Consider the following 20,472-nt stretch of genomic DNA (forward strand, 5'->3'; position numbering starts at 1 on the left):
TTCCGGGGGTCGTGGTGGTCCGCCCTCGGATTGGTGGAGGGGGAACCATCGACAGACCGCCTTCGCCTGCTACTTCAGCAGCTTCGCGATGACCTTCTGAACGCGCTGCTCAAGCAACGGCACTGCGATCTTGTTGAACGCTGCAAGCGTCTGGCCGCGCATCATCTCGACAGGGATGAAGACGCCAGAGCGGGCGAATGTGTAGTGCCGCCCGCTTGATCTATTCCTGAACATGACGTGTCCCTTGAACTTGGGCACGACCTTACGAGCACCGATAGCGCCGCCCATCATGAAAGCGCCGGGGTAGTAGGTCGTTTTGCCAAACGGCTTGGCCACGACACCGCCGCCGCTCTCTTTTGGTTTGAGATACTTGAGCCTGATGTTCCCGCCGCGTGTCTGCATTTCGTAGGACAGTTTGCCAGGCCGTGCTTGTGTAGGATCGCCGACGGCCTTGACGATGACGGCCCTTGCTAGGCCCGTCTGCTTCACGAGGTTGCGAATGACGACGGTCTTCGCCCTGTTGCCTACCTTGTTGATTTCTTGGGGTATGACCTTGGGGAACTCCTTGTTCAGCCGGTCGATCTGCCGGCCGAACTTGAGGATGGTCTTATCAGACCACTTGGCTGTCATTGTCATTAGGCTGCATCCATGTAAGCGGCTTCCACGGCCGATTTTGTTGTGCGAGCTTGGCGATCCACCACGGCTTGGGCCACGGCTTCAGCGTTGCCCGCCCCAATGATTTGGAAGTGGTTCGTCACCTGGATCGGCGGCACGTTGCTGTTCGCCGCCGACGATGCCCGAAGTGCATGGTTAGGCGTGATGACGCCGGCATTGCTCGGCGAGAACAATTCAGGCCCGCGCTCTCCGACCAAGTACGTCTTGCCGGCGCTAACCGGACCGCCTGCAGCACGCGCGCCGTCGACCTGCGGAGAATCGCCACCACCACCGAGGAAAGACGGTAGGCGGATCATGCCGCTCAGATCGATGTTGCCAATTGCCGAGCGGATGCGCGACGGGATCGTCTTCACCCAAGCAATGAACGCGTCGAACTTTGCGACCATGCCATCCCATAGGGCCTGTACCATCTGCGAACCGGCCGCGAAGATCTGCGCATGCCCGTCGATGAAGACGCGGATAATCCGCTGCGTCATCGCCTTGGCGCCGGCTTCGATCGCCTGCCCGTGCTGGAAGGTGACAATTTCCTTGTCGAACAAGCCGGTCAGTCCGGACAGCTTGTCCATGACCCACGAGCCAGCGTCGCCGATCGCGCGGAAGCCCGCTTCGATGGACGCCAGGACAGGCCGTAAGGTTTCGAAGGCCGGGGCAAGCTCTTCGCTGATGCCGGCCGCCACGCCACGCAGCGTCGCTGTGATGCGGTCCCAGTATTTGTAGAGCAACGCGCCTGCACCTGCGACGACTGCAACGGCTGCCCCGATGGCGAGCCATACAGGCGCGCTGATGGCTGCCAGGGCAGCGCCAACTGCTGTGGCCGCACCGGCGAACGTGGTAAAGCCGATGGCCGTCGAGATCATGCCACCGAGGGCATAGAGGCCGGCGAAGCGTAGTGCAGTAAGTGCGATGCGGAAGGCGATGACAGCAGCTGTTGCGCCGACGATGCCGGCCGTAAGCGCGGGGAAGCGTTGGGCAAGGTCGCTGATGCTCGTGACCGTCGGGCCGAGGACGTCCATGACCTTGTTGAGCGCCGGCAGCAAGGCGTCCCCCACGCTGATGGCGAGATCGGTAACGCGATTGCGGAACAGCTGCATGTTGTTCGCGCTGGTCTTGCTGCGAACGTCAAATTCCTTGGCTGCGCTGCCTGCGTATTGGCTCTTGTCGCCGATCAGGTCGAGTGTATCGCCGAGCAGCTTGCCGTTCGAAATGAGCGGGCCAAGGGCGCGTGCTTCATCGCCGAATAGGTCAGAGACTAGGCTGGCGCGCATGTCTGCCGGAAGCCTGCCAATGCGCTCGAGAACGCCCTGCAGCGTGCCCATGGCATCGTTCTGCATCGACTTGGCAACGGCCTTGGACGAAAGACCGAGCGTCTTGAATGCTTTCGACTGGCGAGCAGTCGCACCGGATCCGCGGGTCAGCGCACGGCCGATATTGAGAATGGAAGTAGACGCGACTTCGGATTCAAAACCCGCGCCGGTCATGGCCGCACCGAGCGCTGCGACCTCTTCGGCTGTCATGCCGAACTGCGATGCCATCGGGGCAACGCGCCGGACAACGTCCAAGATCTTGGGAGCGGACGCGGCGGAATTGTTGCCGAGGTGGTTGATAGCGTCGGCCAGGCTCGCCGTGTCTTCGATGCTGCGGCCAAGGGCCGTCTTGAGCTTCGCCAGGGCTTCGCCGGTCTGGTCCGCCGACATGTCCCAAGCAACGCCAACCTTGGCGGCGAGCTCCGTGAATTTCAGCAGTTCGTTATTCGCAATGCCAGACTGGCCGGCCGCCGCTACGATTTGGCCAAGACCGTCGGCTGCCATGGGGATGCGCAAGCTGAGCTCGCGGATATCCTTCCCCATTTGAGCGAATGCCTTGGGGCTTTCGAAGTCCACGACCTTGGACACGTCGGCCATGGTCGATTCAAAAGCGATTGCCGCATTGATAGGCGCCGATAGCGAGCGGGCCAAGGCATAGCCGGCACCCATCGCGTCGAGCATCCGCCCGCGCATCTGATCGAGAGCGGCGGTGTTGCGGGCCTGCATAGCGTAAAGGCGGGAAAGCGTGCCGCTGATGGCCTTAGCCGGACCGGATAGACGGTCCAGCAGGGATACAATTAGTTTGGCGTCTTGGGTCTTAGCCATCCTTAGGAGCCCCGTTCTTTTGGTTCAGCCAGCGGACAGCCGCCTGCGCATACGCGATAGTTTTCTCAGGGGGGAAGTCCTCGACATCCGCGATGGATGTCGAGAGCTCGGCAGCGACGATGGTTATGAGGTCGATCCAGCGTCCGTCGATGGCTGGTCGTTTCCCAGCAACGGCGCCACGGCTTCCGAGATGGCCGTGAAGTCCTTAAGGCTGGCATCCTTGATGACCTGGATAGGCACATCAGCGATGGTGGCGATGAGCGCGACCATCTTCGACATTTCGCCTGTGAACTTGTCGAGCACCATCATGTCGCCGGTCTTCGGCTCGCGGAATGTGAGTTCCGAGTAAGTCTTGCCGCCGTGTTCGATCGGGGTTTTCAGGAAATAGTTGACGTGCATGGGGTCTCCTCCTTGAGGGCTTCCCGCAGGCTTGCCGCGGTGATTGGTGTGTCTTGGGATTTGGGAGGCAGGGCCGAGTAGACACGGCCGAGCGTGGCGGCGTAGTGCGCCGCAATCTTCGCGATGATTTGCATGGGCTAGGCCTGGTTGAGCGCGAGGATGATGACGCTCGAATAGCGGTCGTTGACCGTCTTCACTTCCCACCACGGCTGTCCGGTGAGTTCGCTGCCGCGGATCCTGTCCTTGGCCTTGAAGACAATCCCCGGATAGTCGGCGCGATTGACCACGAGCGCGGCCTCGGCGGCCGAAACCGTCGTCGTCAGGCCATTGCCGATGTTGATGGTGCCGGCCGGAGTCGGGGTGTGGAGCACGCCCTGGATGTCCTGCGCTGGCCGGGTGCTGTCGATCGTGCCCGATGATGTCATGGGAGCGTGTCGCACGAGCTCACTGAAGGCGCCGAGGACGGCCAGGTCAGTGGCCGCCTCCAGTTTCTTCCAGTCCATCAGATCACAATGCGACCGATTGCCGTCGGATTGGCAGCCGGAAGAGCAGCCGCACCGACGAGCGTGTTGCCTGATGCGGTGGTGGTGAGCACCTTGGCAGTGTTGTCCCAATACAAGGCGGCGCCCTGCGTCCAGGCCTGTGCACTGGTCTTGGCGTGCTCGAAAACGCCTTTCCGCTTGATGTTGACCTTATCGCCGGACACGGCCGAGGTGACGGCAAAGCCGAAGATGCTGCCGACAAGAACGCCGCCACCTGACGCAACGTCATAGGGTGCGGTTACTTCAAGGATTTCGCCGGTTTGGATGAAGTTTTTCATGTATCGAATCCATCTGAAAAAGTGGGGAGGAAGCGCCGCGGACGCGTGCCGCTGGCCGCATTGATTTCGCGGTCGATGGCAGCGATTGCCGCCGCCATCTCGCTGTCGCTCTTGTACTCAACCTCACGCCTGGTGCTGCCGGAGGTGAAGACTGTCTTGAGCGTGCCCGACGAGCGAGCGACCACTAGGGCCGCCCGCATTGCCTGCAATTCAGGGATGGTCGACATTATGCGCCGGCATTTTTGACGACGCCGCGGAAGTCGATGGCACCGACAGCAAAGTCGAGGTTGGCCGCAACCTTCAGGGCGAGCGTGTCGAAATCGCGTTCGGTGCGGATCTGCGGGCCTTCGGCGCCACCAACGTAACCGTAGACTACGGTCGGGGCGGCTGTTGGCGAGGTGAAGAGGTAATGCTCAGTCGCACCGAGTTCGGCATCCACCACCAGTTCAGCGAAGTTTGCCCACGGGTTCACATCGCTGGTCTTGGTCGCCTGGATGGCCGTAAGCAGCGTGCGGGCCGAGACCTCAAGATCGGTGCCGACGACGAGCATGCCGGGCTGCAGGTTGAGCTTCATGCCGTCGAGGCTGGTCTGGCCGCGCAATGCCTTCACCATTGCTGCGATCGTCGTCGCACCGAATGCGGCACCTGCTGGCAGGTTATTGTGCTCAGCACTGAAAAGCGCATGACCGTCTTGCATGACCGGGTTGGCCTTCAGGATGCCATATGCAAGCGCGTTCTCGTCGTTGGCTGCGCGAACGGCGATGCCGTTGGCGAAGTCGGACAGGGCGCTGAGGTCGTCATTGATCAGAAGACGACGGCCAATTGCCAGGCCGGTTCCGTACTCCTTGGCCGTGACCTTTTCAGCGCTAGACGACATGGTGCCGTAAGGTGTCTCGCCGCCTTCTTTAATTTCCTTGAAGGCAGGGATATCACCAACGCGGAGGAAGTTATGTTCCTTGAAATCGGTGAAGGGCTTGCGAGCAGCCCACTGACGGTAGGTCGGTGCGGCGATCTGATACTGAGCGAGCAGGGCCTTGTTGGCGGCGGCCGAAACGAGCTCCGGGAAATCGCTGGTCGAGTGCGCGCCGACAGCACGCTTCAGCAGTTCCTCGGTGTCTCGGATGTTGACACGTTCGCCGCGGGCAATCGCCATATCGCCGGCCATGTCGAGAAGCTTGTGCGAGCGGTATTCGACCGCGCGGCCTTCAAGCTTCACTGCGCCGGGCGCGATGCGGTGCGCAAGAGCGTCAGCCATTGCCGAGCGGACAGCAGCCGGGTCGGTGTGGTCTGCGACGATCTGGACGTTCGACGGCGTCGTGGTCTGCGAGCGAGTGGAAAGCTGCGCAAGAGCATCGGCGCGAACCGCGTTCAGGTCGATCTCGTCGGCGTCGATGTGCGTCTGTGCCCATGTGTCAGGAAGGCCGGCAGCCTTCTGGATAGAGCGTACTTCTGCATTCAGTTCTTTGCGGGTCATAGTCTGCCTTTCAATTGCGGGGGTGGTGGTGTCAGCGTCCGGCTCGTGCGAGCGGGTGCTTGCGCCAGGGTCGGCCGGAACGGACACGACACTGATTTCCATCGGCTGCCAGCGGGTCGCGCGGATCGTTGCCGTGCCGCCTGCAGGTGCCTCTGTCTTGGTTTGGGATGTGATCTTGTAGCCAACGCTCACGCCCATGACGTGCCCGTCTTCCAGATCGCGGAAGAGCGCTTCGCCCTTGGGGTTGCGGCTGATCTTGGCCGTCACGATAGCGGTCTTGCCTTCGAACCTAAGAGAACCAGGCACGACAGAGCCAAGCCGGGAATCCAGTCCCGAATAAGCGTCATGGCTATCGAGCAAGGCCATGCTGTCCAGACGCGCGCCGTCGATCGCCTGTGGTGTGACGAGAAGGATCTCGTCATAGGTGCCAACGTCCCAAGAACGTCGGCGAACCGGAGTTTCTGTAGCGAGTACCAGATCGACCGTCCGGGCTTCTGCATTGAAGCTCGAGAGTTTGGCATCGGCGCGGGTTAGCATTTCGGGCACGGCTGTTCGTTCGGCGGGGGTGTCGCCGTTCTTCTTTGTCATCGATGACCTCGGAAGTTATGCCGCGGCTTGCGCTGCAGGCTGATTGTCATTCGCCGCGGGCGGCATGGTGGTGAAGGTCAGGCCGAGGGCATCAGCCCGAGCTTTGTCGGCGGCGATCTCGGCATCAAGCTGTTCGATATCGATACCGCGGGCCGCGACGGCTTCACGGCGCGACATAAGGCCAGCCGCGACCGCCTCGACTTCGGCGCGCACGTCCTTGGCCGGATCCACCCAATGCACTTTCGGGGTGATCCACGAGACTGGCAGAGCTTCGGCAACTTGTGCATCGACACGACCAGACAAGACTTCCAGCGTGGCCCAGCGACGCCATGCGGGCCGAAGGAACTGGAACGCCAGGAGCGAGTGCTGCAGCGCTTCGACGCGACGTCGAAACTCGACCATGCCGGCACGAATGCTGGAATAGTTGACGTCGCTCAGGTCGCCGGACAGGAGGTAGTCCGGCAGACCGAGGCCGACCGCGATTTCGCGCTCGGTGATGTCGGCGAAATCTATGACTTCCTGGCCGATCTTTGCCGGTTCGCTGAACCTGATGTCCTGGCCGGGCTCGAGGTATTGCAGCGTGCCCGGTTCGAAGCCGCCGACAATGGTGCTGCCAGACTGCTGTCCCTCAAGAGGTGCGCCGCTGCCGTCCGCTGATACGACAAACCCGGCGAGCATGGCCGCCATGCGCTGCCGCATCATCTGAGCATCGCGCCATCCGTCGAGATCCGACAGGCGGACGATAACTGGTGCGAACCAGGTGATACCACGAACCTGGCCGGGGACATCACGCCGGAAGACGTGCATGACCTCGCTGGCTGCGTAGCGGGTTCGCTGCCGTGTGGATGCGTAATCCATCGCTGCCGGACGGTCGAAGACGTGATAGGCCACGCGCTTTCCGTTTGCGTCATGCTCCACGCCCTGAACGATGACGTTGCCGTTCGCGAGGTTGGCCGTGTAGCTCGCGTCAAGCTGTTCCGCCTCGATAACCCGGATGGCGAGACGGTCGCCGTCCTGCACGAAAATGGCCAGGGCCTCGCCGTCGATGACGACGCGCCGGACGATCAAAGCCTGCATACCGTAAAAGTCGGTGATCCCGTCGGCGTCCGCGTCGTCGGTCCAGTTCTCAAACCCGATGTTCAGCGTATTTCGGAGCGGGCCGGGTGTTTTTGCCTGTCCTTTGATGCCGGTTCCGACGAGCGCACTAACCCATGCTTCAACGCCGCTGGCAGCCAAGGGATTGTTTGCCGCAAGATAGCGAGCGCGGGCCGCAAGGGTGCCGCGTGCTGCGGCGATCGACTGCAACGGATGGTGCATCGTCTTCAGCGCCGAACCGCGCCGGCCGCCTTGGGCCGCTTGGTAGGAGCGGGTGCTGCTGGTGAGCCAGTTTTTAATCCTCGATAGCATCGGCGGCCCTCTGCAACATGTGCGCAAGCACGTCCCACAATCCAGGCAGGTTGACTGCGATGATTGCGAATGTGCTTTTCGTCTTCAGGAAGAGGCTGCCGTCAGGCCTTGCCGTGTCCTTGGTTGCCTCAAGGATCTGCCGGATAGTCTCAATGCCGACGGGATGGCCTGCCGTTGAAAGGCTTGCCGCAATCTGGAACTGGTAGAGCTCGTGCGGACTGAAATTCCAGCAACCTCTTATCTTCTCGCCGAAGGCGAAGCCCATGGCTCGGATCAGCCGATGCCAGGTGACAATCGTGTCGACGGGGGTTTCTGTGGTTTTCGCGACGTCCGCGAACGTGATGTAACGGCCGAGCTCGGAAGACGGCAAAGCGCTGTCGGTCGCCATGGGCGCCTCCTTTGGTGTGGTTGATTTTTGACGGGTCAAGGGTTTGACGTGGGCAGAAAAAAAGCAGCGCCCGAAGGCGCTGCAGTTGCTCACTGAGGGAATGGGTGCCCGACAACCTACTGGGAAGGTCAGTCGTCGGGCTGATTGCCATGATGCGGCATGGCAATTCGAAACTTCGCCGGGATCGCGAAGAGGAGACAACGCGCTCAACCGGCTCGACCAGCGGGACAAGGACGAACCGCCGATTCCGAATTGGGAGGTGAGCAACCGCGCGCGGCCGCCCACCGGTCAGGAAGGGGAAGCTTCCTGAAACAATAAAGGCCCGCATCGCTGCGAGCCTCTCTCTCCCTACCCATTTGGCGCGGGGAAATGGGGTACCCCTAAGCGGCCTTCCTGTCCTGCGTGCGCCAATGCCGATCGACTAGCTCAAAGCCGTCGAAAACACGCGCGCGGGCTTCGCCCTTTGCACCCTTGCTGCCAGCACCTAGCCGCTTGCCGATCTCCTCCAATGTGAGGCTATCCACGACGGACCATTCGAACGCATCCAGTATCTTCGGCACGTAGGCCAGCTTGGCGCGGATAATGGCCAACTCGCGCTTTGCATCGATGGCAGCGAGAATAGGCCAGTCGCCTTGCCACTTCTTAGGGACGGGCGCGGCGCGGTTTCGCGTAGGCTGGGATTCGACCGTGGCCTTCTTTCCTGTGACGACCTTCAGGCCTTTCGGCTTCCCGTCCTTGTCGAAGCTTTGGACGAGATGGAATGTATCATCCGCCTCCTTGCCGACGAGTTCGGTCGGGCGAGTGGCTGTGTCGTGCAGATCCCGGTAGCGCTCCGCCAGGGCAAGGCAATAATCGTTGCGCTCGGTACGCAAGAGCTTGGCCAGCGGCCAGTCCTTGTTGTCGTTGGCTGCTTGTGGGTCATGGAAGTTTGAGGAGTAGACGGCAGCACCACGTTGGCGGAATGCGTCAATATCTGGACCAGTGACTTTTGCGCCTTGAAGTGTTGCGGGCCGATGCGGTCCCATGTTGCTCGCCGGCCATTGCCAAATCTGGCCGTCGGTATTCTTGCGTGCAAACTTGATTTTCAACGTCTTCCCCCGTTGAAAGAGAAAGCCCGCCCTCCCAGGCAGGCAATTGCCGGGGTTCCCGGCGCTATATTCGTGAAGCGTCACGCCTCAAAGGGTATGTAAGAAAAAGCCATGCGCCGGGCAAGCGGCGGTTGACTTTTATTTTGTCTTGGTGTAAAGCGCGCCGCCTTTAGGCTGGCCGGCAATTCGCGTTCAGCGTCGCGAATTTTACGGGCTTCGTGGATTTCTTTGTAGGTGATGCCGATGTCGGATGCAGAAACCGCTTCCACACAGGAATTGGTTTTCTCGTTGTTCGGGCGACGAACCTCCCCCATTTCCTGCGCCTTGTCGTACTCGTCAGCAAGACGCCTGTCGGCCGCCTCAAAAGGCCTGCCAGACCTGCGCACCTGCGCCAACGATCGTCGCCAGGATCATCAGTGCCATCAGGATGAGCAGAAGACGATCAGCCATAGTGCAAGCCGCATCTCAAACCGTTCGGCGTTGGCGCGCTTATAAGCTCGCATCCCTCTGCCTTGGCGATCCGTCGCAGAAGATCAGGTAGCACCGCGTCAGGGCCGATTTTCGCAATCATCTGGTTCCCGTCGTATCGGCGCGATAAGCCGCACCGTTCGCACGCAACGACGATCTTTTGGTTCTGGTATGTATGAAGGCGACGGGCGCCGGGTCCAAGCGACATGGTTCTCTCCGTGCCGCCGCCTTGGTGATGGCCACCGCTGGCCGTTCATGGATTTAGAGCGGTGGCCGGGATTTGGTCAAGCCGTGGGCATAGCATCAACAGAGTTGACGACTTCCGCGCGAATGCCGCGCTCGTCTGAGCGGATGATGATCAGCGCAGGGGCTATGCCGGACGTGTCGACGCCGACGACAGTGACGGGCTTGCCGGTGTCGGGGTGCAGGCCTTTGTAAGTTTCGTTCAGGGGTATCACGTTTGTCATTCTTTCTCTCCTCTGGTTTTTATTGTGGTTTAATTTTCCGAGGCTCTCAGCGTGTACACATGTACAAACCTAGGGTTTTGTACATGTTGTACATGCGTCGATGATGCCTTTTGGTGGTGATGTACGCGTGTACGCTGCATGTACATGTACACGCGTACATGGTCAGTTCTCCGGCATAACGGGACGCACCCCGCCGTCAACGATATCGACGGCGCCAGCTGCTACCAGTTCGTCCTTGGCTCGCTTGAACATCTGGTCGAGTGAACCCTTCGTCTTCGCGCCAGTGTCAAACTCTGCCCGGCACTTCTCTCGCCAGACAGCCATTGGCACGGGCTCGCCGTCGCTCGCCAGAGAATGCAGGATCTCCAGCGCACTCGACGCGCGTCCCTTAATGGCGTTCAGAAGCGATGCAGCCGGCCCGGCAGATTCGCCGTCGGTCAGTGGCGTCGCCATGACCGTCGGTACTGGCCGCCCTCTGCTATCCACAAGTTGCGGCGCGTTGACCGTGTCCAGCCGGAACGAAATCGGCTTGAAGTCGGGGCCACGATGCTTCCCTTGCCAATGCAAGCGGACGGCCTCGCCAGCCCGCGATAGGGTCAGGTTGCCGTCCATCTCAGCGATGAATGCACCACCGCCACGAGGAAGCAATGCGTCTGCCTGTGCGTTCTTGGTGGGGTGGCATGGAACGATCACACACGGCCGTCCTGGCAGCGTGGTCAGCGCACGAAGGTCTCGAGCGTGTCCGCCAAGTGCAGTATTGCCGTTCTCGTCATCGCCTTGGAAGTAGGCAGCAGATGTGTCGACGACGATAAGGCCGGCTCCACCAATAGCCTTCACCTGAGCCCGAATTGCTTCGATAGCGTTCGGGATTGAAAACCTCTCGGTGATGAAGTGGACGTCGAGGCTGGCAGGATCAATCCCCCGGTCGTGGCAGATCCCAATCCATCGCATAGCGACATCATCCGGATTTTCGCCGGCAAAATAGACGACGCGGCCCTGCATGACTTCTCTGCCATTTAGCTCTTTGCCTTGTGCGGTGAGAAGCGACAGCAAGAGCGCGATTGCCGTCTTTCCGGTGCCCGTGCTTGCTGTGAGAGAGTAGACAAAACCGCGCTGAGCAATCCCCTCGATGGCGTAGTCGGGAGGCTGGAAACCGCGAACGAAGTCGCCCGAAGGCACAAGACGCGGGCCTGATGACTGCGGAAGGTCGATCGTCTTAGAAAAGCCTCTGCCTGAGAAAATGGCCTTGCCGTCGACAAAAGAGATGTTGCCCGTGATGCTTTCGATAACGGCGTTGTAGATCTTGCCGTTGGCCATGATGGTCTTCGGGCCGCTGAATGCTGCCAGATATCGCGCAAGCGGATCATTGTCGTTTGCCGCGGCGGGGACAGGCTCGTGCGCGGCCTGCATGTCGTCCATCAGCTTGGCAGTTGCCTGCTGCAAGGGAGACGGGTCGGCTGCCGGAGGTGTCGCACCAATGTCGCGCCCGATGATGCGCATGGCGATGTCAGCGTCATGATCCGGTCCCGCGACTTGCTGCATGGACGGCTGGCCATCTTCCCTAAGGAAAATCAGCATTGATGTCGCCTTGTCGCATCCGTCGATTTCGTCTACCAGCACCGCGGCACGTTTGGCTGTTTGAGGATCTTCCGGCCACTCGTCGGCCTCAAGGGCCTCAAGTCGGTCTGGGCTTGCATTCTCCCAATCCGGCACGCCATCAGCATCGACCGGCGCCAAGACAACGTTGGTGTAGCAGTGCCCATGGTCATAGAGGCGGTCACAGATGCCAAAAATCAGAGCTTCGCGGCCGTCTGCACCCGGTGTTTCTTTAGGAAGTGCGCTGTTCATGTCGGTCGATCTCTCCGGTGGCGAGCGCAATCAGCGCGGCTGCAGTTTCATGGCTGAAGGTGGCGGCGGCGCATCCGAATGCGGACGGCGCAAACACGCGCAGCCCTGCGCCTGTTCGCTTGAGGGAGAGGTTGTAAAGGCGCATTCCGTCGAGCTGGACGTCAAAGCGCGCAATCGTTTTATCTCCGCCAGGCGGGGCCGGGCGGAACGAGATGATTTGCATCTTGTCTCCATGGGTTATGCCCGCCGGCTGATACCGGCAGGCGGTTGTGGTGGTGTGGGGTGTGTGGTTAGGCGGCTTGCCGCGCCTCGCGCGCCATGCGCCTGCGTTCCAGTTCTTCGCGAAGAACTGGAATGTCCGGATGGTCAGGATTTCCGTCGATCAATCCGGCGATCTGCCGGTCACTCATCTGGTCAAGGGTCTCGTGAAAGACCTTGCCGCAGGATGTGTGGATTTCGAATTTTTGCATGACTTCTCCTATCGCCGGACGCGCCGGACGCTTCGTGTTGATGATTAGGTAAATTGCTAAATGACTAGTGCTTGCTGTTTGAAGTGCCGGTGAAGCATGATAAGCCCAAGAGACAGATGGTCTGCCTGGCGCGCACTCAGCGTAAGGGAAACCTCTTCTCCGACACCGTTCATTTCCCTGTCAGTGGCTATTGCATCGTCCAGCGCTGTGATGGCTGAACCGAGCCAAGTCGTCGCCCTATCTGCAAAGCCAGCCCCAAGGGCAAGTTCAATGAATGGCGAGTTGCTTTCGAATTGGAAGTCGCTCATGCCGCCACCTGCGACCTGTTGTCGTTGTCGGAGATCCGCTTTGTGGCCAGCCAGCTATCGAGATCTGCGGTGGTGTAGATAACCGTCCTGCCGATCTTGGCGAAGGTAGGACCGCCGCCGTAGCAGCGGAATTTGTCGAGCAGGGACTTTGAAATGCCGAGATATTCCGCCGCTTGGGGTACTCGTAGGTTCTTCATTATTGCCTCCTTTGCTTGAGATTGCACGGAGGTTTATGGGGGCATTCTACAAATGGGATTAGTTGCTTTAAATCGGCCTACCGATTTTCCTCGTCGATGCGCCGCCGCGCCGCGTAAGCGCGTTCGTATTGCGCGATAGCTGTTTTGACCTTCGATTCATCGCTGAGATGAAACTCCCGCGCCAATGTTTCAAGCCTCTCCGCGTATGACGCACCAGCGGCCAGCAGCTCGTCATTGCGTGTGCCGATGTCCCACCATCGGTGCTTCGCGCCGAACGGTTGACGGCCTCGCTTCTTGACCTGATCACGCAGTTCTTGCGCTAGCGGGCCATCGCCAGCCGCCTCAAGCAATTCTAGCGCCTTGTCGCGGCTGCCCTTGCCCTTGTGCAGTTCCTCTCGCGCAAGGATAGCGTTCACTTCGATTGGCGGTAGCTTGGCCATCACTTGCCTCCAATCGCCGTTGCAATCTTGCCGGCAATCAGGTTGGCTGCAGCCCTTTGCGGGTTGACGTCGACATGCGCGTAGCGCTGCGTTGTCGCGGCATCAGCATGATGTAGCAGCTTGCCAATGGTTAGCAGGGACATGCCATCGCCAGCGCCGACAGACGCGAATGTATGCCTTAGATCGTGGATGTGGACATCGGGGATACCAGCGCGGGCCGATATCGCCGCCCATGGTTTTTTGAGATCGGCGCGCGGCTTCTCGTCGGGGAGGGCGGCCGACTGCCCAGCTATAACGTAAACACCGACGCGCGGGATGCTTTCGATTTCCGCTTGGGCGGCTTCGGATAGGACAACGGTTTTCCGTCCAGTCTTCGAATCTGGCAGGTGCAAAAGGCCGCGAACGGCATCGTATTCGGACCATCGCAAATGAAGGATCTCGCGAAGCCTACAGCCCGTGAGCATTAGAAGACGAATCGCGCCCGTGACATGCGGGCCGTATACGGTGCGGTTCTTGTCCTTCGGCGCGTGTTTGCTTTCCGACGCCTTGTGCGGGATCCCGACTGTCTCAGCCTCGCGCAGCGCATCGCCAAGCCGAGCCATCTCCTCTTCGGTCAGATAGCGCTCGCGTCTGATTTCCTTGTTCTTGTCGATAGCAGCTGCAGGGTTCATGCCTTCCGGCACAAGGCCGCGCTTAGCACTCCAAACATAGGCAGCAGAGAGCAGCGCCATGGCGCGGTTCGCGGAATACTTCGCCTTCCTGCTCATTTTGTCATGCGCGCGCTGCACGTCGATACGCATCAGGGCCACGGCCTTAGTGGATCCGATGTGCGGCATTATCTGAGTTTTCAGTGTGGTGCGATAGAAGTCACGAGACGACGCCTTCATTTCCTTGCCGCTGATATATTCCTCGACGAGTTCGGCAACCGTCATGCTGGCGCGGCCATCGGCGCGATCCTTGGCCAGATCCTTGCCGAGCCCCGCCATCGCGATTGCCTTGCGAGCGGCCTCGCGCGCCTCATTTGGCTTAAGGATACCGACGCGACCGAGCTTGATTCGCTTTTTTGCTCCACCTGCTACCGGGCGAAATTCCGCGAAGAACGTTCCGGTGCCGCCTGGCGTCCGATAGAGGCCGAAGCCGGGGAGCTCCCGATCGAAGTAAAATTTCGTCTTGTTGGGCAGGGCGGACTTCATCAATTCTGTCACTGTCTCCGCCGTAATTTTGAGCTCGCTCAAACCCCACCTCCAGAATTTTATAGCCACATTGTAGCCAGCATTTAGGAAGGTCGACGAACTTAGTCAAGCGGCCTTATGTTTCATCTAGTTGCATTTAAACAGAAATTTGCGTATTGAGAATGCCCATGAATGGCTATAAAACAGCCTTTTCAAAACTGGGGGTCAAGGGGTCGTGGGTTCGAATCCCGCCATTCCGACCATTTTATGCTGACGGATCAAGCAATTGATTTCATGGCATGGTTAGAAAGACCGGGTACCGCAAGGTGCCCGGTTTTTTCGTTCTTGGGCGACAGGCTGTCCCAAAACTCCCGAGCGTGAAACCCGCTCGGCTTCTTTTGGTTTCTGTCCTATGTTTGCTGCAATGCAGCATTATATGGGGAAGAGGTTCGAAGGGAGCCGAAATCCGATGCGCTTCAAGTTCTCCATGTCTCCGCTCTCTGCGCTGCTCCGCAGCCAGAAACGTCTGCAGCGCAGGCTGGAGAAGGCGATGCCCAAGCTCAGGGTGTCGGAGCCGCCGAAGGTCTCAAAACCCCGTGCGCCGCGTTCCGGCCTCGTGCAGGTGCATGCCTTCGGCAGCAATCCCGGACGACTGCGGATGTTTGAATATGTGCCGTCCACCCGCCGGGACCCAGCCACGCTCGTAGTGGTGCTGCATGGCTGTCTGCAGACTGCAAAACAGTATGATCGTGGCAGCGGCTGGAGCCGCATGGCGAGAGACAAGGGCTTCGTGCTGCTCTATCCCGAGCAAACCAAGGAAAACAATCACAATCTCTGCTTCAATTGGTTTCGCCCGAGCATGGTGGCGCGGGATCGCGGTGAACTGATGTCGATCCGCCAGATGATCGAACATGCGATGGAACGCCACGGGATCGCCGAGGACAGAGTGTTCATCCAGGGCCTGTCGGCGGGCGGTGCCATGGCCAATGCGCTTCTGGTCACTTATCCGCATCTCTTCGCCGCAGGCCAGGTGGTGGGTGGGCTTCCCTTTGGCGCCGCGCGTGATGCAATGTCGGCTCTTTCAGTGATGAAGTCTGGTCCTCGCCGCCAAAGGCGGGAATGGGGTGACCTGGCACGGAGTGCGGCAGGAGACGCGTCCAGCCGGAAACCGGCCGTCGCGATCTGGCAGGGCGGGGCGGATCGGGTGGTGTCGCCGGGCAATGGCGAGGCGCTGCTCGCCCAATGGCTCGATTTCCATGGGCTTGATGAATTCGCCGGACAGAGTGAAGCCCGGCCGGAAGGATCGATGATCGTCTGGAAGGATGAGAATGGCAGACGGTTGGTGGAGTACCGCGTGCTTGATGCCCTGGACCATGGTCTCCCGGTACTCGCGCGACGCGCAGGCTCCGAGCGCCAGGCCTACATGCTTGAGGGCGCCATCGGCGCCCCCCAGCAGTTCTATGAAACATTCATCCGGCCACGCCGAATGTGAGCTGTCTGAAGCGATGGCTCAGTTTTCCTCGATCGAGACGCCGCTCTCGCCGATCCGGAGTTCCACGCCATCCGGCTTCTGCTCTTCCTGGTAGACATAGATGCCAAGGCCGATGACGGCGACGACGAGAGCGCCGATGATGAGGTAGAGGCCATTGTTCCGGCTCATGAAATTCTCCTGTCTGATGATGTCGGACAGGGAAAGTCTGGGCGCCGGTTATTGTTCCATCGCCATATAGGAAAAACTCAATCGTCGTTGGCGGCGGTTAGTTCTTCGGGGCGCATGCCGTCGTCACCGCCGCGCGCGGCAAGACGAAGTCCTTCTGCACCCTGGCCGCCTTCGCCCGCCTCCAGAAAGACGACGCCCATATCCGTCAGCGCGGTCTTCAGCGCCGCGTAATGCTGTGGTGTGGCATCATAGCCATTCCCGGCTTCGATCTGCAGGATCAGGAGCGCGGGCACGCCGCTTTCCTGGGACAATCGGTCGATGGTGACGTCGAGCATGGCGCGCGCGGCGCGTATCTGAGCAGGTGTGATCATAAGTAAAGTATGGGGTGCGCCGGCAAGAATTCAATGCAGCGGCCTCAATCGGCACTATCTGCGTCAGTTCCGCAAGGCCCGCTGATGACGCCATTCGGCAGCTCCGCAGCCCCAGACGATGCCGAGCACCAGATAGAAATGCCGCCAGTGGTCTGTATCGATCACGTTGCCGATCAGGATATGGCCGACAAGGACAATCCAGGCGACCATAAGATAGGGTTGCCATGGTCGCTCGCGCAGCAAGTAGCGGAAGCCCATCGACACGGTCCAGATCATCAGGGTCACGTAAGACACGAAGCCGATCCAGCCATAGGCCATCAGGGATTTCAGCCAGATATTGTGTTCGTCCTCCGGGAAGATCCGACCGAACATCATCGGCCCGATCCCGAGTGGCCTCTCCATCGCCAGTTCAAAACCCAGACGGTGGCGGGCGAAGCGCCCCAGGTGGCCGCCGTCATATTCCTGCACCAGCTGGGTCCGGGTCTCGAACAGCGCTTGCACCTTCTCGAACTGCAGTGCGACCGAGAGCGCCAAGACCATGGCAATAACCGCCGCAAGCGACAGCACCAGGATCTTCAGGCGAAAGGCGTTGGTCCGCTCCTTGAGGAGCATGACGAAGACCAGGGCTAAGGTGCAGAAGAGAAACAGTCCCCAGGCGGCGCGCGAGAAGGACAGAAACACGGCAAAGGCGAGGATCAGGATACCGACGATCCGCAACGGTGATTCCAAGAGCCGGCCTTTCAGCATGCCATGCATGAGGTAGAGGGTCGGGGCGACGAGGAAGGGGCCGAAGACGTTGGGATCCTGGAAGGCCCCCATGGCGCGGTCATAGCGGGTGAACATCTCCGCCCCGGGAAAGGCGTGGAAATAGCCGAGGATCCCGAGCATGCCCGTGATGATGGCCGCAGCCACCCAGGCCTGGAAGATCAGTTTCAGCCGCTGCGGCCTGTCCTCGATGACCGCAGCGTAGAACACGGCCGTGAGCGCCAGGAAGATCGACACCGCAACATAGAGCACCTGTTCCGTCAGGATGGTCCTTAGCATGGTCAGTGCCAAAAGTCCTCCGACGTTGAAGATCAACAACAGCGCGAGCAGGGGGGCCACGACCCGCGAGATCTTCAGGCCAAAGAGGAACCAGAGAGCGACCTGGCCGACCATCAGAAGTTCGTAAGGGGCAGGCTCGGATATGACGAAGCCCGACAGGAAGACGCCGAATGCCATGATCCAGGAGATCATCAGCTGAACGGCAGCTGCCTGCGGGTTGAAGGGCCTTGCTTGATTGACGACGGCACTCAATAGGCGTTCTCGGTATTGAGTAGCCTGAGTGGCGTGAGGAACAGGATCTTCAGATCGAACCAGAGAGACCAGTTCTCGATGTAACAGAGGTCGTAGGCCGTACGGAACTTGATCTTGTCATCGGTGTCGATTTCTCCGCGCCAGCCGTTGATCTGCGCCCAACCGGTGACGCCGGGCTTGACCCGGTGCCGGGCGAAGTAACCCTCGACGATCTCGCCAAAGGTCTTGTCGCGGGTCTGGCCAAGGACAGCATGGGGACGCGGGCCGACCAACGAGAGATCGCCGCGCAGCACGTTGAAGATCTGCGGCAACTCGTCGATCGACGTTTTACGGATGAAGCGGCCGACCGGGGTCACGCGCGGGTCGTTCTTGGTGACGGCATTCTTCGCCGTCGGGTCGCTCATTTCCGTATACATCGACCGGAATTTCAGGACGTTGATCACCTCGTTGTTGAAGCCATGACGCTTCTGCACGAAGAACACCGGTCCCTTGGATGTCATCTTGACCGCAATCGCCGTGGCGATGAACACCGGCCACAGCAATATGAGAGCGAGAACGCTGAAGAAGATGTCGAAGGCGCGCTTGGCAACCGAATCCCAGTCACGGATCGGCTTGTCGAGAATGTCGAGAAGCGGGACTGCGCCGACATGCGAATAGGCGCGCGGCCGGAAACGCAGATTGTTGGAATGGGCAGCCAGGCGGATATCGACCGGTAGCACCCAGAGCATCTTTAAGAGCTGCATGATGCGGGCTTCAGCGCTGAGCGGCAGCGAGATGATCAACATGTCGATATGGGCAAGGCGCGCAAATTCCACGAGTTCAGCAACAGTCCCGAGCTTCGGGTAACCGGCGACCACGTCCGGGGAGCGTGCAGAGTTGCGATCGTCGAAGATGCCGCAGATCCGGATGTCGTTTTCCGGCTGCTGTTCCAGAGCGCGGATCAGGTCCTTGGCAGGTTTGCCGCCGCCGACGATCACGGCGCGACGCTCCATCACGCCGTTGCGTCCCCAGCGGCGAAAGCCAAACCCGATAAGATTGCGCTCGATCAGGAGATAAATCGCACCGAGTACGAACCATGCGGCCAGTATGCTGCGGTAATTGGGGTCATAGTCGATGAACAGGAAATTCGTCAGAGCGACAAAACCGAGGGAAGCCATCCAGCTTCCGAGCACCCGCGCCATGGATCCCATCGGCGAGCGCAGAATCGATACGTGGTAGCAATCGCTGGCCTGCATGAAGAGCAATGCCAGCAGCGAGCCGACAAAGGCACTGATGCTCGTGTCGAGGAAGTGAGCGCCCGGATCGACGGCGACGAAGAAGTTCACGCCGAGCGCAATCCCGAACAGACTTAAGAACTCCAGAAACCGGAGCTGGCCAATCACGATTGACGGCGAATAGTTGGCCACCGCATATTGCGACGCGATCTGGCGTGCCAACGCGCTGATTTCGGCCTTGCGCTCCCCTTCCACCTTGTGCAGGGGGTCGTCGCCGGCCGTCTGACCGCGACGCAATGCGTCAAGATCGAATGCCTCGGGTTTGTCGACCTTGTTCATCTCTGGATCTCGCACGTGTGTGCGGGAAGACTACGGCGAAGGTCCTAAGAAACGCTTTAGGATCCCCTCAGAAATGGTGTGATCTGTGCTGTTTCGGCGCAAGCCGCGGTCAAATGCGTGCGAGTTGCGCCCGATAAAGCGCTTCGATGTCTCTGGCCATCACGCTTGCCGAAAAGCGAGAGCGGAAGCTCTCAGGGCTCGGCATGGTTCGCCTCGACCAGCCCGGTTCGGTGAGCGCCCTGGCCATCACGGCACCGAAGAGATCTGCGCGGCCGGCCTCGACAAGGGCCTCGCTGTCATTGCCGAGGATTTCGGGAATGCCCCCGACCCGTGAGGCGATAACCGTCCTTTCCGCCGCCAGCGCCTCCAGGACGATATAGGGCATGGCCTCGGCGCGCGAGGGGACGACGATGATGTCGGAGAGTGCAAAGGCCTCGGCGATGGGCATGGCGGGTTTGAAGCCAATCCGGTGGCTGAGGCCCTTCTGTTCGACCATCCCGCGATAGCGGTTGAGGTCGGGGCCGTCTCCCACGATTACGCCGCTCAACGGTCGACCGACCAGTCGTTCAGCTTCTGCGAAGGCATTGATGAACACATCCGGCCCCTTGAGATCCCGCAGCATCCCGATATAGGCGAAATCCACGCCCTCGGCTTCGACCGGGATACGCCCGAAGTCTCTCTCGCTGATGCCGTTGTAGACCCGGGTCGCCTGGCAATGGGGTTTGCCGATCTTCGTCTCGTAGGTCTGGCGCTCGTAGTCGCAGACGAAGGAGATCGATTCCGTCATCCGCTCCAGAACGCGCTCGGCCATGAAGACGGCCTGTCCTGATGGCTTTGACCGCGAGAAATGCAGGCTGCCGCCATGCGGTGAATAGAGGCGGGCGACGCGATACCTTCGAACCCGCAGCAGTGAGCCGATCAACCGCGCGATCACGCCGCCCTTGGCGCCATGACCATGCAGGATATCCGGCTGCAATTCCTTGATGAGTTTGTAAGCTTCGGCAAGTGCTGCCATGTCCTTCAAGCCGACCGAACGCCGGATCGGGAAGCGTGTAACGCCGAGCGAAAGATGCGGCATGATCTGCTCGAAGAGACGGTCTTCATGGGCGCCGCCCGTCGAGCTGTCGCAAAGAATGCCGACTTTGTGTCCGGCCGCGCTGTGCAGTTCTGCCAGATCGCGGACATGGCGGAAGATACCGCCGATCGGCGACCGAAAGCAATGCACGATGCGCAGGGACTGGGCTTCGACCATTG

At 60.2% G+C, this 20,472-nt stretch carries 25 protein-coding genes; 1 reads left to right on the forward strand and 24 read right to left on the reverse strand.

Annotated features, from left to right (window positions below; all coding sequences use genetic code 11):
- Positions 1-69 precede the first annotated feature (69 nt).
- From ACQKP1_RS07645 to ACQKP1_RS07735, 19 genes are all read right to left on the reverse strand, one after another.
- Positions 70-636, reverse strand: a complete 567-nt coding sequence (locus ACQKP1_RS07645; protein WP_427274809.1) for a hypothetical protein — start codon at positions 634-636, stop codon at positions 70-72.
- On the reverse strand, positions 636-2,804 hold the full coding sequence (locus ACQKP1_RS07650) for a phage tail tape measure protein (RefSeq protein ID WP_427274810.1): 2,169 nt from the start codon (positions 2,802-2,804) through the stop codon (positions 636-638). The genes ACQKP1_RS07645 and ACQKP1_RS07650 overlap by 1 nt, the downstream gene beginning before the upstream one ends.
- Before the next feature lie 123 nt (positions 2,805-2,927).
- The gene (locus ACQKP1_RS07655) at positions 2,928-3,203 is read right to left on the reverse strand and encodes a phage tail assembly protein (RefSeq protein WP_427274811.1); all 276 of its coding nucleotides are present in this window, start codon (positions 3,201-3,203) and stop codon (positions 2,928-2,930) included.
- A gap of 137 nt (positions 3,204-3,340) precedes the next feature.
- Positions 3,341-3,706 carry a hypothetical protein gene (locus ACQKP1_RS07660; RefSeq protein ID WP_427274812.1) on the reverse strand — a complete coding sequence of 122 codons (366 nt, stop codon included), beginning with the start codon at positions 3,704-3,706 and terminating at the stop codon, positions 3,341-3,343.
- Entirely contained in the window at positions 3,706-4,023 is a 318-nt protein-coding gene (locus ACQKP1_RS07665) for a DUF2190 family protein (RefSeq protein ID WP_427274813.1), read from the reverse strand. Before ACQKP1_RS07665 ends, ACQKP1_RS07660 begins: the two co-directional genes overlap by 1 nt.
- The gene (locus ACQKP1_RS07670) at positions 4,020-4,250 is read right to left on the reverse strand and encodes a phage head-tail joining protein (protein ID WP_427274814.1); all 231 of its coding nucleotides are present in this window, start codon (positions 4,248-4,250) and stop codon (positions 4,020-4,022) included. The genes ACQKP1_RS07665 and ACQKP1_RS07670 overlap by 4 nt, the downstream gene beginning before the upstream one ends.
- On the reverse strand, positions 4,250-6,085 hold the full coding sequence (locus ACQKP1_RS07675) for a prohead protease/major capsid protein fusion protein (protein ID WP_427274815.1): 1,836 nt from the start codon (positions 6,083-6,085) through the stop codon (positions 4,250-4,252). The genes ACQKP1_RS07670 and ACQKP1_RS07675 overlap by 1 nt, the downstream gene beginning before the upstream one ends.
- A gap of 15 nt (positions 6,086-6,100) precedes the next feature.
- Positions 6,101-7,492 carry a phage portal protein gene (locus tag ACQKP1_RS07680; RefSeq protein WP_427274816.1) on the reverse strand — a complete coding sequence of 464 codons (1,392 nt, stop codon included), beginning with the start codon at positions 7,490-7,492 and terminating at the stop codon, positions 6,101-6,103.
- Entirely contained in the window at positions 7,476-7,880 is a 405-nt protein-coding gene (locus ACQKP1_RS07685) for a hypothetical protein (protein WP_427274817.1), read from the reverse strand. The genes ACQKP1_RS07680 and ACQKP1_RS07685 overlap by 17 nt, the downstream gene beginning before the upstream one ends.
- A gap of 380 nt (positions 7,881-8,260) precedes the next feature.
- Positions 8,261-8,968, reverse strand: a complete 708-nt coding sequence (locus tag ACQKP1_RS07690; RefSeq protein ID WP_427274818.1) for a hypothetical protein — start codon at positions 8,966-8,968, stop codon at positions 8,261-8,263.
- A gap of 80 nt (positions 8,969-9,048) precedes the next feature.
- The gene (locus tag ACQKP1_RS07695; RefSeq protein ID WP_427274819.1) at positions 9,049-9,363 is read right to left on the reverse strand and encodes a hypothetical protein; all 315 of its coding nucleotides are present in this window, start codon (positions 9,361-9,363) and stop codon (positions 9,049-9,051) included.
- A 357-nt stretch (positions 9,364-9,720) separates the two neighbouring features.
- The gene (locus ACQKP1_RS07700; RefSeq protein WP_427274820.1) at positions 9,721-9,903 is read right to left on the reverse strand and encodes a hypothetical protein; all 183 of its coding nucleotides are present in this window, start codon (positions 9,901-9,903) and stop codon (positions 9,721-9,723) included.
- 162 nt (positions 9,904-10,065) lie between these two features.
- Positions 10,066-11,751, reverse strand: a complete 1,686-nt coding sequence (locus tag ACQKP1_RS07705) for an AAA family ATPase (RefSeq protein ID WP_427274821.1) — start codon at positions 11,749-11,751, stop codon at positions 10,066-10,068.
- Positions 11,732-11,974 carry a hypothetical protein gene (locus ACQKP1_RS07710; protein WP_427274822.1) on the reverse strand — a complete coding sequence of 81 codons (243 nt, stop codon included), beginning with the start codon at positions 11,972-11,974 and terminating at the stop codon, positions 11,732-11,734. The genes ACQKP1_RS07705 and ACQKP1_RS07710 overlap by 20 nt, the downstream gene beginning before the upstream one ends.
- Before the next feature lie 67 nt (positions 11,975-12,041).
- Positions 12,042-12,221 (reverse strand): hypothetical protein, encoded by a 180-nt coding sequence (locus ACQKP1_RS07715; RefSeq protein ID WP_427274823.1) that lies wholly within the window; start codon positions 12,219-12,221, stop codon positions 12,042-12,044.
- Between the two features lie 56 nt (positions 12,222-12,277).
- Positions 12,278-12,529: a hypothetical protein gene (locus tag ACQKP1_RS07720; protein WP_427274824.1), complete on the reverse strand. Its 252-nt coding sequence runs from the start codon at positions 12,527-12,529 to the stop codon at positions 12,278-12,280.
- Entirely contained in the window at positions 12,526-12,726 is a 201-nt protein-coding gene (locus ACQKP1_RS07725; RefSeq protein WP_427274825.1) for a helix-turn-helix transcriptional regulator, read from the reverse strand. The genes ACQKP1_RS07720 and ACQKP1_RS07725 overlap by 4 nt, the downstream gene beginning before the upstream one ends.
- Positions 12,727-12,803: 77 nt before the next feature.
- The gene (locus tag ACQKP1_RS07730) at positions 12,804-13,166 is read right to left on the reverse strand and encodes a hypothetical protein (RefSeq protein WP_427274826.1); all 363 of its coding nucleotides are present in this window, start codon (positions 13,164-13,166) and stop codon (positions 12,804-12,806) included.
- Positions 13,166-14,359, reverse strand: a complete 1,194-nt coding sequence (locus tag ACQKP1_RS07735) for a tyrosine-type recombinase/integrase (protein WP_427276423.1) — start codon at positions 14,357-14,359, stop codon at positions 13,166-13,168. Before ACQKP1_RS07735 ends, ACQKP1_RS07730 begins: the two co-directional genes overlap by 1 nt.
- A gap of 448 nt (positions 14,360-14,807) precedes the next feature.
- Between ACQKP1_RS07735 and ACQKP1_RS07740 the strand changes: the two genes are divergently transcribed.
- Complete coding sequence (locus ACQKP1_RS07740) at positions 14,808-15,830, forward strand: extracellular catalytic domain type 1 short-chain-length polyhydroxyalkanoate depolymerase (protein WP_427274827.1); 1,023 nt, start codon at positions 14,808-14,810, stop codon at positions 15,828-15,830.
- Between the two features lie 18 nt (positions 15,831-15,848).
- Here ACQKP1_RS07740 and ACQKP1_RS07745 read toward each other — a convergent pair whose 3' ends face one another.
- The 5 genes from ACQKP1_RS07745 to ACQKP1_RS07765 form a co-directional block, all read right to left on the reverse strand.
- The gene (locus ACQKP1_RS07745; RefSeq protein ID WP_006727526.1) at positions 15,849-15,998 is read right to left on the reverse strand and encodes a hypothetical protein; all 150 of its coding nucleotides are present in this window, start codon (positions 15,996-15,998) and stop codon (positions 15,849-15,851) included.
- A gap of 77 nt (positions 15,999-16,075) precedes the next feature.
- On the reverse strand, positions 16,076-16,369 hold the full coding sequence (locus ACQKP1_RS07750; RefSeq protein ID WP_069041666.1) for a hypothetical protein: 294 nt from the start codon (positions 16,367-16,369) through the stop codon (positions 16,076-16,078).
- Positions 16,370-16,432: 63 nt separating this feature from the next.
- On the reverse strand, positions 16,433-17,665 hold the full coding sequence (locus ACQKP1_RS07755; RefSeq protein ID WP_427274828.1) for an O-antigen ligase family protein: 1,233 nt from the start codon (positions 17,663-17,665) through the stop codon (positions 16,433-16,435).
- On the reverse strand, positions 17,662-19,218 hold the full coding sequence (locus ACQKP1_RS07760) for an undecaprenyl-phosphate glucose phosphotransferase (RefSeq protein ID WP_427274829.1): 1,557 nt from the start codon (positions 19,216-19,218) through the stop codon (positions 17,662-17,664). Before ACQKP1_RS07760 ends, ACQKP1_RS07755 begins: the two co-directional genes overlap by 4 nt.
- 109 nt (positions 19,219-19,327) lie before the next feature.
- Entirely contained in the window at positions 19,328-20,470 is a 1,143-nt protein-coding gene (locus ACQKP1_RS07765; protein ID WP_427274830.1) for a glycosyltransferase family 4 protein, read from the reverse strand.
- Positions 20,471-20,472 lie beyond the last annotated feature (2 nt).

The organism is Allorhizobium sp. NPDC080224 (genome assembly GCF_050281005.1).
Classification (GTDB): domain Bacteria; phylum Pseudomonadota; class Alphaproteobacteria; order Rhizobiales; family Rhizobiaceae; genus Allorhizobium.

Bases quoted from the DNA above. Each gene is read 5' to 3' on its own strand.
- ACQKP1_RS07645 (WP_427274809.1), bottom strand. From the start codon at position 636: ATGACAATGACAGCCAAGTGGTCTGATAAGACCATCCTCAAGTTCGGC.
- ACQKP1_RS07650 (WP_427274810.1), bottom strand. From the start codon at position 2,804: ATGGCTAAGACCCAAGACGCCAAACTAATTGTATCCCTGCTGGACCGT.
- ACQKP1_RS07655 (WP_427274811.1), bottom strand. From the start codon at position 3,203: ATGCACGTCAACTATTTCCTGAAAACCCCGATCGAACACGGCGGCAAG.
- ACQKP1_RS07660 (WP_427274812.1), bottom strand. From the start codon at position 3,706: ATGGACTGGAAGAAACTGGAGGCGGCCACTGACCTGGCCGTCCTCGGC.
- ACQKP1_RS07665 (WP_427274813.1), bottom strand. From the start codon at position 4,023: ATGAAAAACTTCATCCAAACCGGCGAAATCCTTGAAGTAACCGCACCC.
- ACQKP1_RS07670 (WP_427274814.1), bottom strand. From the start codon at position 4,250: ATGTCGACCATCCCTGAATTGCAGGCAATGCGGGCGGCCCTAGTGGTC.
- ACQKP1_RS07675 (WP_427274815.1), bottom strand. From the start codon at position 6,085: ATGACAAAGAAGAACGGCGACACCCCCGCCGAACGAACAGCCGTGCCC.
- ACQKP1_RS07680 (WP_427274816.1), bottom strand. From the start codon at position 7,492: ATGCTATCGAGGATTAAAAACTGGCTCACCAGCAGCACCCGCTCCTAC.
- ACQKP1_RS07685 (WP_427274817.1), bottom strand. From the start codon at position 7,880: ATGGCGACCGACAGCGCTTTGCCGTCTTCCGAGCTCGGCCGTTACATC.
- ACQKP1_RS07700 (WP_427274820.1), bottom strand. From the start codon at position 9,903: ATGACAAACGTGATACCCCTGAACGAAACTTACAAAGGCCTGCACCCC.
- ACQKP1_RS07705 (WP_427274821.1), bottom strand. From the start codon at position 11,751: ATGAACAGCGCACTTCCTAAAGAAACACCGGGTGCAGACGGCCGCGAA.
- ACQKP1_RS07710 (WP_427274822.1), bottom strand. From the start codon at position 11,974: ATGCAAATCATCTCGTTCCGCCCGGCCCCGCCTGGCGGAGATAAAACG.
- ACQKP1_RS07715 (WP_427274823.1), bottom strand. From the start codon at position 12,221: ATGCAAAAATTCGAAATCCACACATCCTGCGGCAAGGTCTTTCACGAG.
- ACQKP1_RS07720 (WP_427274824.1), bottom strand. From the start codon at position 12,529: ATGAGCGACTTCCAATTCGAAAGCAACTCGCCATTCATTGAACTTGCC.
- ACQKP1_RS07725 (WP_427274825.1), bottom strand. From the start codon at position 12,726: ATGAAGAACCTACGAGTACCCCAAGCGGCGGAATATCTCGGCATTTCA.
- ACQKP1_RS07730 (WP_427274826.1), bottom strand. From the start codon at position 13,166: ATGGCCAAGCTACCGCCAATCGAAGTGAACGCTATCCTTGCGCGAGAG.
- ACQKP1_RS07735 (WP_427276423.1), bottom strand. From the start codon at position 14,359: ATGAAGTCCGCCCTGCCCAACAAGACGAAATTTTACTTCGATCGGGAG.
- ACQKP1_RS07740 (WP_427274827.1), top strand. From the start codon at position 14,808: ATGCGCTTCAAGTTCTCCATGTCTCCGCTCTCTGCGCTGCTCCGCAGC.
- ACQKP1_RS07745 (WP_006727526.1), bottom strand. From the start codon at position 15,998: ATGAGCCGGAACAATGGCCTCTACCTCATCATCGGCGCTCTCGTCGTC.
- ACQKP1_RS07750 (WP_069041666.1), bottom strand. From the start codon at position 16,369: ATGATCACACCTGCTCAGATACGCGCCGCGCGCGCCATGCTCGACGTC.
- ACQKP1_RS07760 (WP_427274829.1), bottom strand. From the start codon at position 19,218: ATGAACAAGGTCGACAAACCCGAGGCATTCGATCTTGACGCATTGCGT.
- ACQKP1_RS07765 (WP_427274830.1), bottom strand. From the start codon at position 20,470: ATGGTCGAAGCCCAGTCCCTGCGCATCGTGCATTGCTTTCGGTCGCCG.